General features: G+C 61.9%; 15 protein-coding genes. 4 read left to right on the forward strand and 11 right to left on the reverse strand.

Annotated elements, in window-relative coordinates; translation table 11 throughout:
* Window positions 1–155 precede the first annotated feature (155 nt).
* Genes J3P73_RS32885 through J3P73_RS32900 form a run of 4 tightly spaced genes read right to left on the reverse strand, consistent with a single transcriptional unit; the run spans window position 156 to window position 4123 of the window.
* Window positions 156–1238, reverse strand: a complete 1083-nt coding sequence (locus J3P73_RS32885) for an ABC transporter ATP-binding protein (RefSeq protein WP_130692045.1) — start codon at window positions 1236–1238, stop codon at window positions 156–158.
* 25 nt (window positions 1239–1263) lie between these two features.
* A complete protein-coding gene (locus J3P73_RS32890; RefSeq protein WP_018069372.1) occupies window positions 1264–2091 on the reverse strand; it encodes an ABC transporter permease in 828 nt (275 codons plus the stop codon).
* The gene (locus tag J3P73_RS32895) at window positions 2088–2978 is read right to left on the reverse strand and encodes an ABC transporter permease (RefSeq protein WP_018069373.1); all 891 of its coding nucleotides are present in this window, start codon (window positions 2976–2978) and stop codon (window positions 2088–2090) included. The genes J3P73_RS32890 and J3P73_RS32895 overlap by 4 nt, the downstream gene beginning before the upstream one ends.
* Complete coding sequence (locus J3P73_RS32900; RefSeq protein ID WP_130689173.1) at window positions 2978–4123, reverse strand: extracellular solute-binding protein; 1146 nt, start codon at window positions 4121–4123, stop codon at window positions 2978–2980. Before J3P73_RS32900 ends, J3P73_RS32895 begins: the two co-directional genes overlap by 1 nt.
* Window positions 4124–4308: 185 nt before the next feature.
* Between J3P73_RS32900 and msrA the strand changes: the two genes are divergently transcribed.
* Window positions 4309–4818, forward strand: coding sequence for a peptide-methionine (S)-S-oxide reductase MsrA (msrA, locus tag J3P73_RS32905; RefSeq protein WP_003551975.1), 510 nt, complete (start codon window positions 4309–4311; stop codon window positions 4816–4818).
* Between the two features lie 6 nt (window positions 4819–4824).
* Here msrA and J3P73_RS32910 read toward each other — a convergent pair whose 3' ends face one another.
* Window positions 4825–5697 carry a LysR family transcriptional regulator gene (locus tag J3P73_RS32910; protein WP_130657697.1) on the reverse strand — a complete coding sequence of 291 codons (873 nt, stop codon included), beginning with the start codon at window positions 5695–5697 and terminating at the stop codon, window positions 4825–4827.
* A 97-nt stretch (window positions 5698–5794) separates the two neighbouring features.
* Between J3P73_RS32910 and J3P73_RS32915 the strand changes: the two genes are divergently transcribed.
* The 3 genes from J3P73_RS32915 (at window position 5795) to J3P73_RS32925 (ending at window position 8463) form a co-directional block, all read left to right on the forward strand.
* Window positions 5795–6580, forward strand: a complete 786-nt coding sequence (locus tag J3P73_RS32915; RefSeq protein WP_207580096.1) for an SDR family oxidoreductase — start codon at window positions 5795–5797, stop codon at window positions 6578–6580.
* A gap of 27 nt (window positions 6581–6607) precedes the next feature.
* On the forward strand, window positions 6608–7306 hold the full coding sequence (locus J3P73_RS32920; protein ID WP_130674346.1) for a ribonuclease activity regulator RraA: 699 nt from the start codon (window positions 6608–6610) through the stop codon (window positions 7304–7306).
* A 272-nt stretch (window positions 7307–7578) separates the two neighbouring features.
* The gene (locus J3P73_RS32925) at window positions 7579–8463 is read left to right on the forward strand and encodes a protein-L-isoaspartate O-methyltransferase family protein (RefSeq protein WP_018069379.1); all 885 of its coding nucleotides are present in this window, start codon (window positions 7579–7581) and stop codon (window positions 8461–8463) included.
* 335 nt (window positions 8464–8798) lie between these two features.
* Here the strand turns inward: J3P73_RS32925 and J3P73_RS32930 are convergent, their stop codons facing one another.
* The 6 genes from J3P73_RS32930 to J3P73_RS32955 form a co-directional block, all read right to left on the reverse strand.
* Window positions 8799–9791, reverse strand: a complete 993-nt coding sequence (locus J3P73_RS32930) for a carbon-nitrogen hydrolase family protein (protein ID WP_018069380.1) — start codon at window positions 9789–9791, stop codon at window positions 8799–8801.
* Window positions 9792–10233: 442 nt separating this feature from the next.
* Entirely contained in the window at window positions 10234–11523 is a 1290-nt protein-coding gene (locus tag J3P73_RS32935; RefSeq protein WP_130718483.1) for an amidohydrolase family protein, read from the reverse strand.
* Window positions 11524–11548: 25 nt separating this feature from the next.
* Entirely contained in the window at window positions 11549–12493 is a 945-nt protein-coding gene (locus J3P73_RS32940) for an ABC transporter permease (RefSeq protein WP_130689177.1), read from the reverse strand.
* Window positions 12490–13539 carry an ABC transporter permease gene (locus tag J3P73_RS32945; RefSeq protein ID WP_130718481.1) on the reverse strand — a complete coding sequence of 350 codons (1050 nt, stop codon included), beginning with the start codon at window positions 13537–13539 and terminating at the stop codon, window positions 12490–12492. The genes J3P73_RS32940 and J3P73_RS32945 overlap by 4 nt, the downstream gene beginning before the upstream one ends.
* On the reverse strand, window positions 13529–15061 hold the full coding sequence (locus tag J3P73_RS32950; protein ID WP_207580097.1) for an ABC transporter ATP-binding protein: 1533 nt from the start codon (window positions 15059–15061) through the stop codon (window positions 13529–13531). The genes J3P73_RS32945 and J3P73_RS32950 overlap by 11 nt, the downstream gene beginning before the upstream one ends.
* Window positions 15058–16470, reverse strand: coding sequence for an amidase (locus J3P73_RS32955; protein WP_130674350.1), 1413 nt, complete (start codon window positions 16468–16470; stop codon window positions 15058–15060). The genes J3P73_RS32950 and J3P73_RS32955 overlap by 4 nt, the downstream gene beginning before the upstream one ends.
* Window positions 16471–16478: the final 8 nt, after the last annotated feature.

A 16478-nucleotide genomic window follows, 5' to 3' on the forward strand; every position in this document is an offset into this window, starting at 1 on the left:
GTCGCCCCGCACAACCGCGGATACACAAAAAGACCACGGAAAACGCGGACTAAACTTTAACTTTAGTTCGAAACATCAGACCTGGCATCAGATCACACGGCGTGAGCTGGCGTAGTCAACAGCTTGAAGCGCCGTTCATGCCGAATCAAAGGCATCTATGTGTGCGACTTAGTGCGGTCGCCGAGGTACTGCGGCATGATCTGCAACTCGGCGTGGACAAGCTCGTTGTCGCGGAAGATGAAAAAGCCGGCGAAGCTCGGCTCGACTCTCATCCCGGCCCGGATCTGATCATCCGGTGCCACCATCGCCTTCAGGCGGGTGCCGTCGGCAAGATCGACATCGACCATCTTGTGGGTGCCGAAATCGACGACGCGATGGACTGTCGCAGCATCGACCCGGCCCGAGGGACGGATCGTCAGCGCTTCCGGGCGGGCGGCCAGCGTCACCGGCCCGTCCTCGACGGGAACCGCAAGCGGAAAGAGCGGATGCTCGCAAACGCCGTTCCGGGTGTTGCTCTGGACGAAATTCATCGAGCCGATGAAGCCGGCGACGAAGGCTGTCTGCGGCTGCCGGTAGATGGTGCTTGGCGGCGCGATCTGTTCGGTGCCTCCGTCGCGCATGACGACGATGCGGTCGGCGAGCGCTAAAGCCTCGTCCTGGCCGTGGGTGACGAAGAGCGTGGTGATGCCGAGGCGCTGCTGGATATCGCGCACTTCCTCCCGCAGCCTTTCGCGCAGATGCTGGTCAAGGCTGGCGAAGGGCTCGTCGAGCAAAAGGATCTTCGGCTCGAGCACCAGCGAGCGGGCAAGCGCGACACGCTGCTGCTGGCCGCCGGAGAGTTGCGTCGTCATCCGGCGGCCGTAATCGGCAAGACCGACAAGCGCCAGTGCAGCCTCGACACGCTCACGGATTTCCGCTTTCGGCAGCCGGCGGAGCTTCAGGCCAAAGGCGATGTTGTTGAAGACATCCATGTGCGTCCAGAGCGCATGGCTCTGGAACACCATGCCGGTCGGGCGCCGCTCGGGCGGCAGCGTTGTCACATCCTTCGCATCGATGCGGATCGTTCCGCTGCTCGGGCGCTCGAAGCCGCCGATCATTCTGAGTAGCGTCGACTTGCCGGAACCGGATGGGCCGAGCAGGCAGACGAGCTCGCCGTCGCCCACTTCGAGCGAGAAGTCGCGAACGGCAAAGGTGGTCCCGAACAGCTTCGAAACGCCCTCGATCGAAAGATGTGCCATTCTCAAACCCTTCCTTGAACTGACCTCATGCGCCGAAGCCCCTCGCAAAGGCGCCGGTACCGATCACGCGGCGCGCAAACATCAGCGCGATAAAGGACGGCACCCACAGCATGACTGACAGTACGGCGCCGTATTGCACGACGATCTGGTTGTTGATGAAGCTGATCATCAGCACCGGCATGGTGCGAATCTCGGGCGCACCGATCAGCCAGGCGCCTTCGGTCTCGTAGAAGGTGCCGACGAAGGTCAAAAGCAGTGCGGCTGATATCGTCGGTGCGGCCTGCGGCAGGGTGATCGACCAGAAGACGCGCAGCGGTGTGGCACCCGCATCGCGCGCCGCCTCTTCCATGCGCCGGTCGACATTCTGGAAGGCTGCGACCGGAATCCAGATCATCAGCATCAGCGTGCCGACCAGCTGGATCAGCACGACGCCCCAGAAGGTGCTGATCAGGCCGAGCTGCAGGAAGATGCCGGCAATGGCAACGAGCAGGCCGAATTTCGGAAAGGCATGCGATGCGAGGAACGACAGAAACAGGACGTTCCTGCCGGGAAAACGCATGCGCGCGAAGGCGTAAGCCGCGGGAAGGCAGATCACAGCGGAAAGAATTGTCACCGTCGTCGTCAACCGCAGGCTGAGGAAGAGCGCGTCCCAGACATCCGGACGTGCCAGCGTCTGGCCCCAGAAACGCAGGCCGAATTGCTGCGGGATCACCGATGGATAACGCCAGACCTCGGTGAAAGCCCATGTTCCGACGACGATCAGCGGCAGCGCGATGAACAGCGTCAGCAGGCACGCGAAGAGCAAGCCGATCCAGTCGAATCGCAGGCCGAAGCTCGATCTGCCGGCACTCACGGCTGGGCCTCGCGGTTGCGGGCGATCGACCTGATATAGAAGATACCGAAGACCAGGCAGAAGCCGAATGTGATGACGGCCTGGGTCATGGCGTTCAGCGGGTCGTTCATGTCGGCGAAGGTGCGCTGCATGAACGGCCCCATCATCTCCGGCGACGCCGAGCCGAGCACATAGGGCAGGGTGAAGGCGGAGAAGATGCCGAGCACAGCGAAGGACGCGGTCACCAGCAGGGAATTGCCCATGCGCGGAAGAATGATCGAGATGAACAGCCGGAGCGGGCCTGCGCCGACATCGCGAGCGGCCTCGATCACACTGTTCGAAATGGAGGAGAGCCCCGCCGTTAGCATCAGCACCGTCAGGGGAAGATTGTCCCAGACGAGGCCGATGACCGGTCCCCACGGCGTCAGATAGGGCGTGCGCAGCTTCGGCAGGCTGACGGCGTTCAGCAAAAGATCGACGGTGCCGTTTGGCCCGATCGTCCTGATCAGCGCATAGGCGAGAATGATCGACGGCACGAACATCGGGAAGATCGCAAGAGCCTGCACATAGGCGGCAAGGCGCCCTTGCGAGAACCGGAGGTAAAGCGCGATCGGAAGGCCGATCGCCAGAAGCAGAATGCCGCAGACGGCGGTGGTCCAGAGCGTCAGCCACAAATTGCCGAGGCTGTAGCCGTCGGTGAAGAAGAAGCGATAGGAGGCAAGTGAGAATTCCGTCGCGCCGTCAGGGCCTCGAACGAAGATCGTGCCGACGACCGCCGAAAGGATCGGAAAGACGATCAGCCATGCGAGCAGGAGGACCGGTAGGGCAACGAGAAGGAGCCCGATCGAGCTCCCCCTGTTGATGGACCGGTGACGGCGCAGAACCGCCGGCGCAGTGTCAGCGGACATCAGGTGCGGCTGATGCTTGGCGCAACATTGCGGTACCAGCCGTCGGCGATCGCCTTTTCCCAATCGCCGCCCGGGAAAGTCGGGATGGTCGACGGAATGACGTCGGCATATTTCTTGCGGAGGTCGTCGGAGATGTGATCCCAAGAGATGGCGGGGAAGCCGCCGATCTCGGTAATGATCGCTTCCTGCATTTCCTTCGTCAGCATGAATGCGGCAAGCTTCAGCGCCGCATCCTTGTTGGCGCCGTTCGAGAAGACGGTGATGCTGGAGAAGCCGCCGCAAAGCGCAAGATCGCTAAGCTGCACGAGGCCGGTCGTATCAGGCAGTACGCCCTGCGAGATCGCCTGCAGCACCTGGTCCGACCAGACCGGCACCATGGTGACGACGCCCTGGGCGAGCAGCTGTATCGACTGGGTGTTGCCGGCGGTATAGGCGCCCTTGTCATAGAGCGCCGGGGCGAGGTCGTTGAGGATCTTCCAGGCCGGCGTCAGCGTCTCAGTGGCGAAGTCGGCGGTGAAATTGTCGATCTTGAACTTCTTCGGATCGCGGCCATTGGCCTCATGGATCGCGCGGCGGACGAAGTTTCCGCCCGAACCGCCCTTGTCGGGTCTGTTGTAGATGAACTGGCCCGGATTGGCCTTGATCCAGGCGGTGAGCTGATCCCAGCTCTTCGGTGCATCCTTCGGATCGAGCTTGGTCGTGTCGTAGGCGAGAAGGACCTGCGAACCGCGATAGGGCAGCGAGTAGGGTGTGTCGAAGGCAAGCGGATTGATGTGGTCGTAGCCCTCGATGTTCTCGCCGGAGAACTTGACCCAGAGCCCGGCATCGATGCCGCCGGACGGCAGGCGCGGATCGAACTGCTCGAAAAGGTCGGCCTGCGGATCGGTCTTCGTCTTCAGAGCGGCGAGCGCACGGTCGGCGATGGCGCGCAGACCATTATTGTCGCCGGCATCGGTGACCTTCAACGCGACGCCGGGATGCGCCTTTTCGAAGGCCGGGCGGATGGTGTTGTTCCAGAGGTCGACGATATTGGCATCCGAACCGCTGTAGAGATCGATCGTGCCGGCCGCAGCCGATGCGAAACGCGGAAGAGCCAGCAGACCGGCTGCAGCTGACGATGTGATCAGAAATTCGCGTCTATTCATAACCCGTCTCCATCAGGTGTCGAGGCTCAGCCTCCGCAGGATTGTCCAAGGCCTTGCTAGCGCCGGCGCGTAACATCGACATGACAGATCGGGCGTATCTGGAGGAAATTGCACAGCTGTGCTCTTTGCGCCATGTGGAAATCGGCGGCAGGAGATACTATCTCTTGCGGAAAAGGAGATATCCAATGACCGAAGAACGTGCAGTCCTCGCCGGCGGTTGCTTTTGGGGCATGCAGGACCTGATCCGCCGATACAAGGGCGTGATTTCGACCCGCGTCGGCTATACCGGCGGCGATGTGCCGAATGCCACCTACCGCAACCACGGAACCCATGCCGAGGCGATCGAGATCATCTTCGATCCCTCAAGGATCAGCTATCGGGAAATCCTCGAATTCTTCTTCCAGATCCACGACCCGAGCACCCGCAACCGCCAGGGTAACGATGTTGGCTTGAGCTACCGCTCGGCAATCTTCTACGTCACCCCTGAGCAGGAGCGCGTCGCCAGGGATACGATCGCCGATGTCGACGCATCAGGCCTGTGGCCCGGCAAGGTCGTCACCGAAGTCGTGCCGGTTAGCGATTTCTGGGAAGCCGAACCCGAGCACCAGGATTATCTGGAGCGGATTCCGAACGGCTATACCTGCCACTTCGTCCGGCCCGGCTGGAAGCTGCCGGTTCGCCAGAAGATCGCCTGAAATTGATCAGGCTCCCATCGCCGCGCGGCTGGTTTCCAGAAGCGCGGCGACGAGATTTGCCCGTGGCGAGGATCGCGTCACCACGATGCCGACGGTGCGCACGGCGGACGAGCGGGGCAGGAGCAGCTTGACGATATCTAATCCCGCCGGCCAGGGCGGCGCCCAATCCGGCACGATCGAGATTCCGAGGCCGCGGTCTACCATCACCGCGATCGCCTCCAGCGCGTCGAGTTCATAACGCTCGACTGGATGGATGCCGCTCTCGCGCAGAAATTCATCGGCGATGTGACCACCCCACTGGTTGCGGTCGTAGCGGATGAAGGGCAGAGACTTCAACAGTTCAAACGGATCCGCCCCCTCACAGTGCCGCGGAGCGATCAGCACCAGGGGTTCCTGGCGTAGCTTGTTGAAAGTCAGCGTCTTCTGCATCGGAAATCGCGGCTCGATAATGAAGGCCGCGTCCAGCGCGCCGTTCAAAACCTCGGCATAGAGGTCCATCGACGCGCCCGGCTTGAGGAAGATCTCGATCAGCGGATAGTCCTGCGCAAGGCGGTGGAGAATGCCGGGAACGATACCAGTCAGCGCCGTATTGATCGCCCCGATCCGCATCTCGCCCGAAATCGTCGAGGTGCCGGCCATCGCCTTCAGGTCGCGTGTGTCGCGCACCAGATCCCTGCAACGTTCGAGAATGGCAAAACCGGCCTCCGTCGGCCGCATCACGCGGCCGGAGCGCACCAGCAGCCGCACCCCGAGCTCGGCCTCCAAGGCGCGGATACGCTGGGCAACAGCGGCGGGCGTGAGGTTCAGCCGCTGGGCGGCCTCCGCCAGAGAGTGCCGCTCGGCAACGACAACGAAGGTTTCGAGAAAACGTGTGTCCATCGATAGTTTTTCTATCTCCTGAACGAAGCAAAAGCGATATTTTATTTACGATCCATTGCTCCGAAAGATGGCCAGACCCTATGAGGAGATGGATGAAATGGATTTCGGCCTGAAGGACAAGACGGCCCTGGTGCTTGGCGCCGGCGGCGGATTGGGCAGTGCAATTGCCGCCAAGCTTGCGCGCGAAGGCGCCAGAATTGCCGCAGCGGATATCGATCTCGCCGCCGCTGAGAAGACCGCGGCTGCGGTCGAATCCGAAGGTGGCAAGGCGCTGGCACTGCAATGGGATCTTTTCGATCTCGGTTCGATCGATGCGCATGTCGCTGCAATCGAGCGCCAGTTCGGACCGGTCGATATCCTCGTCAACAATACCGGCGGCCCACCGCCGACCACCGTCTCCGGCCAGGATCCGACGGTCTGGAACCAGTATTTCCAGAGCATGGTCCTCTCTGTCATTGCCATTACCGATCGGGTGCTGCCTGAGATGCGGGCACGCAAATGGGGGCGCATCGTCACCTCGACCTCGTCGGGCGTGGTCGCGCCGATCCCCAATCTCGGCATCTCCAATGCGCTGCGCCTGTCATTGGTCGGCTGGTCGAAAACACTGGCGCGCGAGGTCGGGCGCGACGGCATCACCGTCAACATCGTCCTGCCGGGCCGGATTGCCACCGGCCGCATCACCTTCCTCGACGAGCAGAAGGCCAAACGCGAAAACCGCTCCATCGATGACGTTGTCGCTGAGAGCACCGGCAGCATCCCGCTCGGCCGCTATGGCCGGCCGGAAGAATATGGCAATGTCGTCACCTTCCTGGCAAGCGAGCCTGCCTCCTATCTTACCGGATCGGTGATCCGCGTCGATGGCGGCATGATCCAGAGCATCTGACAGAAACCGAATTGGAACCGATACCCGATGGCCCTCAGCGCTGAAGCGATAGAAACCCTCAAGACCGTCTCGACGGCGACCCTGACGACCGTTCTTCTGAAGAAAGGCCTGCGAAACGTTTGGATCCGTGGCGCCGTTCCGCTGAAGCCAGGCCAGCCGCGCATCGTCGGTCCGGCCTTCACCCTGCGCTTCGTGCCTGCCCGCGAAGATCTGGCGACGCCGGCATCCTGGGCCTCGCCGATCTCGACGCGCGCCGCGATCGAGGCGATGCCGGAAGGCTGTGTCGCCGTCGTCGATGCGATGGGCGTCACCGATGCCGGCATCTTCGGCGATATCCTCTGCGCCCGCATGCAGAAGAGGGGTGTTGCCGCCCTCGTCACCGACGGCGTCGTGCGCGACCTTGCCGGCGTGCTCGATGCCAACCTGCCGGTCTGGTGCCGTGGCGTCGCAGCACCCCCTTCGGTCGCCGGCCTCACCTTCGTCGCCTGGCAGCAGCCGATCGGCTGCGGCGGCGTGGCTGTTTTCCCTGACGACATCATCGTCGTCGACCAGGACGGTGCGGTGCTGATCCCGGCCGATCTGCTCGAGGCGGTGCTTGATGAAGCGCCGGAACAGGAGCGCATGGAAGCCTGGATCATGACGAAGATCGATGAAGGCGTGCCGCTGCCCGGCCTGTACCCGATGAACGCCGAAACAAAAGCGCTTTACGAGGCCTCGAAGAAGTAAAGCTCCGGGCCAAGGCGGATTGTAGTGGCCACGGTTTAGCCCAGCTCGTAACCCAAAACGTGAATTACTTTTGCGACAGAAATTTCCCGGACTTTTCTGCGGTGGCGATTTTTGTCGCGAACTTAGGATTTTTGCGACATTTGAACGGCCGGCTCCAACCCCATCTCGGCCGTTCATGGCAGGAGGCGAGGACGCCTGGAGCGGACTTTGCAGGTCCACATTGACTTGGATCATATCTGTCACATGTTTCGGGACTTTCGCGACAGGAATCCATGGAGTTGGTTCTGCCGATGACACCTGACGAAATGAAGATCGTGCGGCGAGCTTATGCGAAGCAGATCACGGGGGCTGTGAGAGTTGTCGATGAACGTGTTGAAGCAGCCTTTGCCGAAGTACCGCGAGAAGATTTCCTTGGTCCCGGTCCGTGGCCGATCTTCCGAATGCGAAAAGCCTATGTTCCGACCCCCACCGCCGACCCGGTCTACCTCTATACGGATGACGTTGTTGGTATAGTCCCTGAGCGTCACATCAACAACGGACAACCTTCACTTCATGCCTTCCTGCTTTCGCAGGCCGCCCTGCGAGCAGGCGAGCACATCGTGCATGTTGGCGCTGGTGCCGGCTACTATTCTGCGATCATGGCGAACCTCGTTGCCGCATCCGGCAGGGTGACGGCGATTGAGTTCAAGCAGGAGCTTGCTGCGCGGGCGAAAGCAAATCTCGCTGCCTATCCGATCGTTTCCGTGGTCCAGGGCGATGGCAGCTCCGTAGCGTTTGATTCAGCCGATGTGATCTATGTGAACGCCGGCGCGACCCAGCCCGCGAATATCTGGCTGGACCGGCTCAATAATGGTGGAAGGCTGATCCTACCGCTTACGACCGATCTTGGATTTAGCAGCAGCAATTGGAGCAACATGCACCTACGCGGAGCTGTGTTCCTCGTGACGCGTAGGGGCGAGGAATTTCACGCGCAATGGATTTCGCCGGTCGCCATCTTCCCCTGTGAAGGAATGCGCGATGAGGAATCGGAAAAAGCGCTCGCGGCGGCGTTCGAGAGCGGGGAGCACAAGCGGGTGACCCGGCTGTATCGTACTGATGAGGTGCCGGCCGAGCGATGTTGGGTTCGCGCTCCCGGCTGGTGCCTAGCCTATGCTTAGGCGACGGTTCGGCATCATACTGTCGCGTAATTCCTAAATTCCGCGACAGTACCGGAAGCGCTGATTTTCCAGGGATTTTCTGTCGCAAATATCAGCCGCAGAAATCGACGATCTGCGACCGACTTCTGCAATACCGAATGGTGGGTATCCCGCGAAACCCAATGGGAAGAAGACCGCCCGCTTCCCACCAATCTGTGCCGCTACCCGTGTGTTGCAAAAATCCCGACTTTTGCCGCGTTCGAAAGTCAGGATCTCCGCGACAAGGCAGGAAATTCGTCCTTACCGTGCAGCGGCAGGTCAGCGGGTAACCCACCCCGCTGACCAGTGCCTATTCGTCAGAATAGGTTGCGACCGTCACTCCTCGGATCACCATCTATCTGGTGAGGCGTGTAAAGGTCGGCACGAGCGTTTCGCCGCCAAGGTCTTGCAGGAGACACTGGATCATTTCTGATGGTCGTAACAGCGATCGCAGCTTCCCCACTTGTGGGGCATCGCACCGCCCATTGCCCATCAGGCGCAGCTATTCCGGAAGGGACCGTGACGCTCTGCGGCGCATGAGCTGAAAAACTGATCCAGTAGGAATTACTAGCAGCGTGTCCTAATGCCTCCGCAGCGAAAGCCAGTGAAGGCTTTGAAGGCGTCTCGCCTGTGGTGGAGAACAGTACGCAATCGACATCATGCCGTTCATATTCTGTGAAAATTTCCGGATAATGCAGTTCCATGCCCATCGAGCAGCCGAAACGGAGACCATCCACCTCAAAGGTCACCGGATTTTTTCCCGGCGAGTACATAAAAGAGACCTTCGTATTCGATAGCAGACGCTCGTCGTAACGTGTCACCAACTCTCCACGATCGGATATCACATAGAGACTGTTATGCGGTCGATGTGGCGAAGTGAGCTGATGGACGGAGCCGAATATCGTCCATAGCTTAAGTTCACTCGCAAATTTTCTGGTTGCCTCCAGTTCCTCCCGCAAAACACTCCATTCGCAGCGAGTCCAATCGGACGGGCCAATTTCCCGAGGTCCATTCTCAGACATGATGCGCTTGTTAGGCGAACAGGTCGCGCCCTCGGGGAAGTGTATGAGTCGAGCGCCTGTCGTATGCGCCTCCTCCATAAGGCGGCGCATTTCCGATCCGCTGGCACGGAGCGCCGAAATATCACGAGGATCGTTGAACAGCGATGTCTGGGCGACAGCGATCCGTATTGAACGGATCACGGGCTCGTCCGGTAGTTGGCGGATATGTTGAAGAGCTGCGGTGTAAGATTCGCCGGTTTTGGCTGCGCGAGCACGTACAAGGCGTTTGAGATTTCCGTTTTGCGTCATTGTCAGGCCTTTCACGTCTCGGACGCAGTTCCCCAGCAACCCGCCCGAAACGATCGGACCAAGACAGCGGCCTGAGACGAAAGTCCCTTTGCCTCCGTTCAAGACCATGCTGGGGAAGGTCTGGGAGGTTAGGCGCAAGCCACGCCGAAATAAAATTGTCGAGCGGGTGCTGATTCGTCAAGCTGTTGCGATAATCTAAAGCGACGGTTTTGCGGCTGATATTTGTGATGTCGCAAAACCATGCGACGGTCAGGCGAAGCGAATGCTTCACGGAAATATCTTCAGCAAGCTAAACCGCTCGCAACGCCCGTGCCGAAAGCGAATAGTGCATCACAAGATACTTGTTTTTCACATTTAGGTTAGAGGGTGGGCGACTTCGCGGACCTTTTGTGTTGGCGCAGATGGAAGCTGCTCCGGTAAGCAGGAAAGCCTCCGCCGCAGCTCAATAACCAGGCACGTAATCCAACCCGCCGTCGATCCGTGCGGGGCGCCCGTCCAGGAAAAGCTCACCGATGCGTGGCGCCGACCGCGCAATGACCTTGCCGCGGCGGATCACCGCCAGGCGGTTGGGTTTCAGCCGCAGCGCTTCCAGCGTGTCGCTGGCCTGAAGGATGACCAGGTCGGCGCTGCATCCCTTTTCCAGGCCGTAGCCTGCAAGGCCCATCGTCTTCGCCGAGTTGACGGTCAGCGCGTCGAAGATCTTCTTCTTGTCGTCGATGCCGGCCATCTGCGCGACATGGATTGCCATATGGCCGACCTCCAGCATGTCGCCCGACCCCATCGAATACCAGGGGTCCATGACGCAGTCGTGCCCGAAGGAAACATTGAGCCCGGCATCCATCAGCTCCCGCACACGGGTCATGCCGCGGCGTTTCGGATAGGTGTCGTGCCGGCCCTGCAGCATGATGTTGATCAGCGGATTGGGGATGACGTTGATCTCGGCCTCCGCTATCAGCGGAATGAGCTTGGAAACATAATAATTGTCCATCGAATGCATCGAGGTCAGATGCGAGCCGGCGACGCGCCCCTGCAAGCCGAAGCGGATGGTTTCCGCAGCCAGCGTCTCGATATGGCGCGAGAGCGGATCGTCGGTTTCGTCGCAATGGATGTCGACCGGCAGGCCGCGATCGGCGGCGATGCGGCAGAGCGCCTCGACCGACGCCGTACCTTCCCCCATCGTCCGTTCGAAATGCGGAATGCCGCCGACGATATCGACGCCCATGTCGAGGGCGCGGTTGAGCGCATCGATTGCGCCCGGCGAGCGGTAATAGCCATCCTGGGGAAAGGCGACCAGCTGCAGATCGATATAGGGCGCGACCTTCTCGCGAACCTCGATCATCGCCTCGACGGTCACCAGTCTGGGATCGCTGGTGTCGACATGGCTGCGAATGAAGAGCAGGCCCTGCGTGACCGCCAGATCGCAATAGCGCAGCGCACGATCAACCAGTTCCTCCTTCGTCACGATCGGGCGCAACTCCCCCCAGAGCGCGATGCCTTCGAGCAGCGTGCCGGATACGTTCATGCGCGGCAGGCCGAGCGACAGGGTGGCGTCCATGTGGAAATGCGGATCGACAAAAGGCGGGCTGACCAGCCGGCCTGACGCGTCGATCTCTTCTTGCGCCTGCGCCTGGAGATTGGGCTCGGCAGTGATGATCTTGCCGCCCTGGATGCCGATATCGATACCCCTTCGGCCATCGGGTAGATTTGCATTTCTGACGATCAGATCGAGCATCGGAGCCTCATTGGACGGAAGTGGTTCAGCGTTCGCCGCGCCGATAGGGCTGCATCAGCGCCTGTGGAACGCGGGCGCGGCGGGCCATGACGGCAAGGGCGGCAATGGAAAGGATATAGGGCGTCATCAGAAACAGCTGATAGGGCACGAGCCCACTGAGTGCGGTTTGCAGCCGAAGCTGGAAGGCATCGAAGAAGGCAAAGAGCAGGGCGCCGAAAAGCGCGCGGCCAGGCCGCCAGGAGGCGAAGACGACGAGCGCGATGCAGATCCAGCCGCGTCCCTGCACCATTGTGGGGAAGAAGCTGTTGAAGGCCGACAGTGTCAGGAAAGCGCCGCCCATTCCCATCAGCGCGCTTCCCATGATGACCGCGCCATAGCGCACCTTCATCGGATTGACGCCCTGGGCTTCGGCTGCATGCGGGTTCTCGCCGGTCATGCGGATTGCAAGCCCCACGGGCGTGCGGAAGATGATGTAGGCCATCAGCAGGGCGATAAGGATTGCGAGATAGGTCGGCGCCGTCTGCGTGAAGAAGGCCGGCCCGATGAAGGGCAATGTCGAGAGACCAGGAATGGCGATCGGCTGGAACGGCACGATGGTGGGTGGAGTATTGGCAAGCGGCACGATCAGCCGGAAGACATAATAGCTGAAGCTGGAGGCAAACAGCGTGACGCCGAGACCGGAGACATGCTGGGAGAGGCCGAGCGTCACCGTCAGCCCCGCATGCAGCAGGCCGAAGACGCCGCCGGCCACAGCCGCAATCAGCAGGCCGGCCCAGAGATCGGCGCCGTGGTAGACGGAAAGCCAGCCGATCATCGCGCCGAAGGTCATGATGCCTTCGATGCCGAGATTGAGCACGCCCGCCCGTTCGCAAAGCAGTGCGCCGAGCGTGCCGAAAATCAGCGGCGTGGCGATCCGCAGGATCGCCGCCCAGAGCCCGGCGGAGGCGATGATGTCGAACAGCTGCATCAGCGCCGGATCCTGTATTGGGTGAAGAACAATGCGATCAGCATCGTCAGCAGCGACAGCGCCACCGTGACATCGGCGATATAGGTCGGGATGCCGAGGCCGCGGCTCATGCCGTCCGCGCCCACGAACATGGTGGCGGTGAAAATGGCGGCGAAGACGACACCGAGCGGATTGAGATTGGCGAGCATGGCGACGACGATACCGGCATAGCCGAAGCCTGGCGACAGGTCGGTCGTCACATAACCCTTGACGCCCATGACCTCGATCGCTCCCGCCAACCCCGCAAGCCCGCCGGAGAGACAGGCGACCTTCACCAGCGTTTTGCCGAGCGGGACGCCTGCGAAGACGGCCCCGCCGGGGTTGAGACCTGCGGCGCGCGACTGCATTCCGAACACGGTGCGCGACTGGACGAAATGGACGATAATGGCTAGCCCGATCGCGATCGCAAAGCCGATATGTAGGCGCGAGCGGGCAATCAGCTTCGGCAGCATGGCATGATCGCTGACGGATTGCGACTGCGGCCAGCCAAAGGCCAGCGGATCCTTGAGAACGCCATCGATCAGCATCGAGACGAAGAGTACGGCGATGAAATTCAAGAGCAGGCTGGTGACGACCTCATCGACGGAGAAGCGCAGCCTGAGCCAGAGCGGGATCAGGATCAGCACCATGCCGGCAATCGCGCCGACCAGCAGCAGCAGCGGAATGAGAATGGGGGCGGGAAGATTGCCGAGCAGCTTCGAGCTTGCCGCCGCAACGGCGATGGCGCCGAGATAGAACTGGCCTTCGGCACCGATATTCCAGAGCCGCGCCCGGAAGGCGACGGCGGCAGCAAGTCCTGTCAGCATCAGCGGCGTTGCCCGCGTCAGCGTTTCGGTTGCCGAGAGGCGCGAGCCGAAAGCACCGGTCAGGATGCGCCAATAGGCATCGAGAACAGGCGCGCCGGCAATAGCGATCAGGATACCCGAAAGCGCCAGCGCTGCGATCACCGCAACGACAGGCGTGACGATCAGCAGGTAAAGCGGGCGGTGCTCGCGGCGCTCAAATCGCATGGCCGGCCTCTGGGGTTTCCTGCCATTCGCCGGCCATCATCAGCCCCAGCTTGCGGGCGTCGGCGCTTTCGGCCTCGACGGGCGGAGACAGGCGCCCGCCGACGATCGCCTGGATGCGATCGGCAAGCGCGATCACCTCGTCGAGGTCTTCCGAGATCAGCAGCACGGCGGTACCCTGCCGGCGGGCTTCGAGCAGGCGCGCGTGGACAGCGGCCACGGCCCCTTCGTCGAGACCGCGCGCCGGCTGCGCGGCAATCAGGATGCGCGGCCGCCGATGCAGGTTGCGGCCGAGAATAAGCTTTTGCATATTGCCGCCCGAGAGCAGCCGGGTGCGGATGGCCGGGCCGCCGCCGCGGACATCGAATCCGTCGATAATTTCGGTCGCGAAAGCCATGCCCGCCTTGCGGTTGACGAGGCCATTGCGCGAAAAACCCGGCGATGCGATGCGCTCCAGCACGACGTTTTCCCAGATCGCCATTTCGCCGATCACGCCCTCCTCGTTACGGTCCTCGGGAATGCGGCCGATACCGGCGTCGACGACATCGGAAACACCAAGATTGCCGACGGCTTCCCCGAAGAGCAGAAGGTCGCCGCCGCTGCGCGCCAGCATACCGGAGAGAAGATGCGCCAATGTCGCCTGGCCATTGCCTGAAACGCCGATGATGCCGAGGATCTCGCCCTGGTGCAGCCGGAAGCTGACCGATTTCAGCCGATCAACGCCGCCGGTGCGCACCGTCACATTGGCAGCTTCAAGGGCAACGGCACCCGGTGTCGACGGCTCGCGCACGGGCCGCGTCACGCGGCGGCCGACCATCAGTTCGGCCAGTTCCGCCTTGCTGGTTTCCGATGCCTTGCGCTCAGCAACCATCTTGCCGCCGCGTAAGACCACGATGCGGTCGGCCGCGGCCATGACCTCGTCGAGCTTGTGCGAGATGAAGATCAGCGACAGGCCCTGGCGGGCCATTTCCTTCAGCGTCGTGAACAGCCGCTCGGCCTCGATGTTGGTCAGCACCGCCGTCGGCTCGTCGAGGATCAGGATGCGGGCATCGTTGTAGAGCGCCTTGAGGATCTCGACCCTCTGCTGCTCGCCGACCGACAGGTCGCCAAGGCGGGCATCCGGATCGACCTTGAGGCCGAAGCGCTCGGAAATTGTGAGCAGCTTCTTCCGCGCCGCTGTTGTTCCCGAGCGCCATGACCACAGTCTTTCCGTGCCGGTCATGACATTTTCGAGAACGGTCAGATTGGGCGCCAGCGAGAAATGCTGATGCACCATGCCGACGCCGGCGCGGATTGCGGCACGCGGCTTGCCCTGCGGCACCTCCGTGCCCTCGATCAGGATCCGGCCTGCATCCGGCATGTAATGGCCGAAAAGGATGTTCATCAGCGTGGTCTTGCCCGCGCCGTTCTCGCCAAGCAGGGCCACGACCTCGCCCTTTGCAAGCGTCATCGAAATATCGTCATTGGCGAGATTGTCGCCGAAGCGCTTGCTGACGCCAACAATTTCCAGCACGGGCCCAGTCATGACGGCAATCCCGCAATGGGAAAACGATGCTGCCACCGCCCCTCGGCCTCCAGGCGTGCGGCAAGCGACAGCAGACGCGGCTCGTACCCCATCGGCGCCATGATCTGCACCGGCAGCGGCATGGCGTGCTCATCCTGTCCGAAAGGCAGTGTCAAAGCAGGAAAACCCGAAATATTGGCGAGGCAGGCAAGCGGCGCAAATGCCGTCATCCGCTCGAGATGCAGATCCGTGTCGGCATGATCGGACGGAAAGGAACCGATCGCAAGAGGCGCGGAGGACAGCATCGGCATGAGGATGCAATCGACCCTGTCGAACAGTTCCCAGAGCCTATGGCTTACCAGGACGGCATCATCAAGCGTCTTCCAGAGCGATGTCGCCGGAAGCGTTCGTCCGCGCGCCGCGAAGGCCTGGGTCAGAGGCTCGGCCCTGCTTTCATCCAGAGCCGCCGCCTTGATGAGTGCCGCAAGGTTGACGGAGACGATATCGGCGAAGGCGCGGCCGCCGGCAGCGACGCTCCATTCGAACTCGGCCCAGGCGAGCGGAACGATCTCGTGTCCATCGCTCTCCAGCGCGCGGGCTGCATCCTCGACGACTGCGAGCCGATCGTCCTCCGTCGGATAGGCCGAGCCGGTATCAACAAGCAGGCCGATCCGCAAACGGCCATTGTCGATATCGACAGGGGAGGGGTCCGGAAAAGGTCCTCGCGATTTGCCGCTTAGCGTGGCGAAAATCAAGGCCGTATCCCGCACCGAACGGCAGATCGCAAGTTCGCTGGCGATACCGGCGAGGTGATTGCCGAAGGATGGCCCGCCCGGAATGGCGCCGCGCGTCGGCTTCATTCCGACAAGGCCGCAGCAGGCGGCGGGCACACGGATCGAGCCGCCGGCATCGGTGGCATGCGCGATCGCCACGATCCCGGCAGCAACCGCTGCCGCCGCACCGCCGGAAGAGCCGCCCGCGGTCCGTGCCGGATCGAGCGGATTGCGGCAGATCGGCCCGATTGCCGGTTCGCTCGCAAGCGACAGGCCGAATTCTGGGCTCGTCGTCAGGCCGAACAGACAGAAGCCGGCGTCGCGGAAACGGGCAGCCAGATCGGAGTCCGCTTCGCCGCCCTTTCTTTCGAAGAGACCGGAACCTGCCGTTACCGGTAGCCCGGCGAAGGGGCCGCCGAGATCCTTCGCCAGGGTTGGCACCCCGGCAAAGGGCCTGGCGGCAAAGCGATCGGGCGCGCTCCGCCGCTCACTGTCGCGGGCCTCGGCCGAAGCGAAGCCCATGGCGGCATCGAGATAGGCGATGGCGCCGAGCGGCTCCTGCAGCACGGCTGAGGCAAGAGAAGCCTGCATCGCCTCCGCAGCGCTCAGGCTGCCATGCCTGATCACTGCCGCCAGATCCGTCGCATCGCCTTGCATGAGCCGAA

This window comes from Rhizobium ruizarguesonis (assembly GCF_017357285.1).
Lineage (GTDB): Bacteria > Pseudomonadota > Alphaproteobacteria > Rhizobiales > Rhizobiaceae > Rhizobium > Rhizobium ruizarguesonis.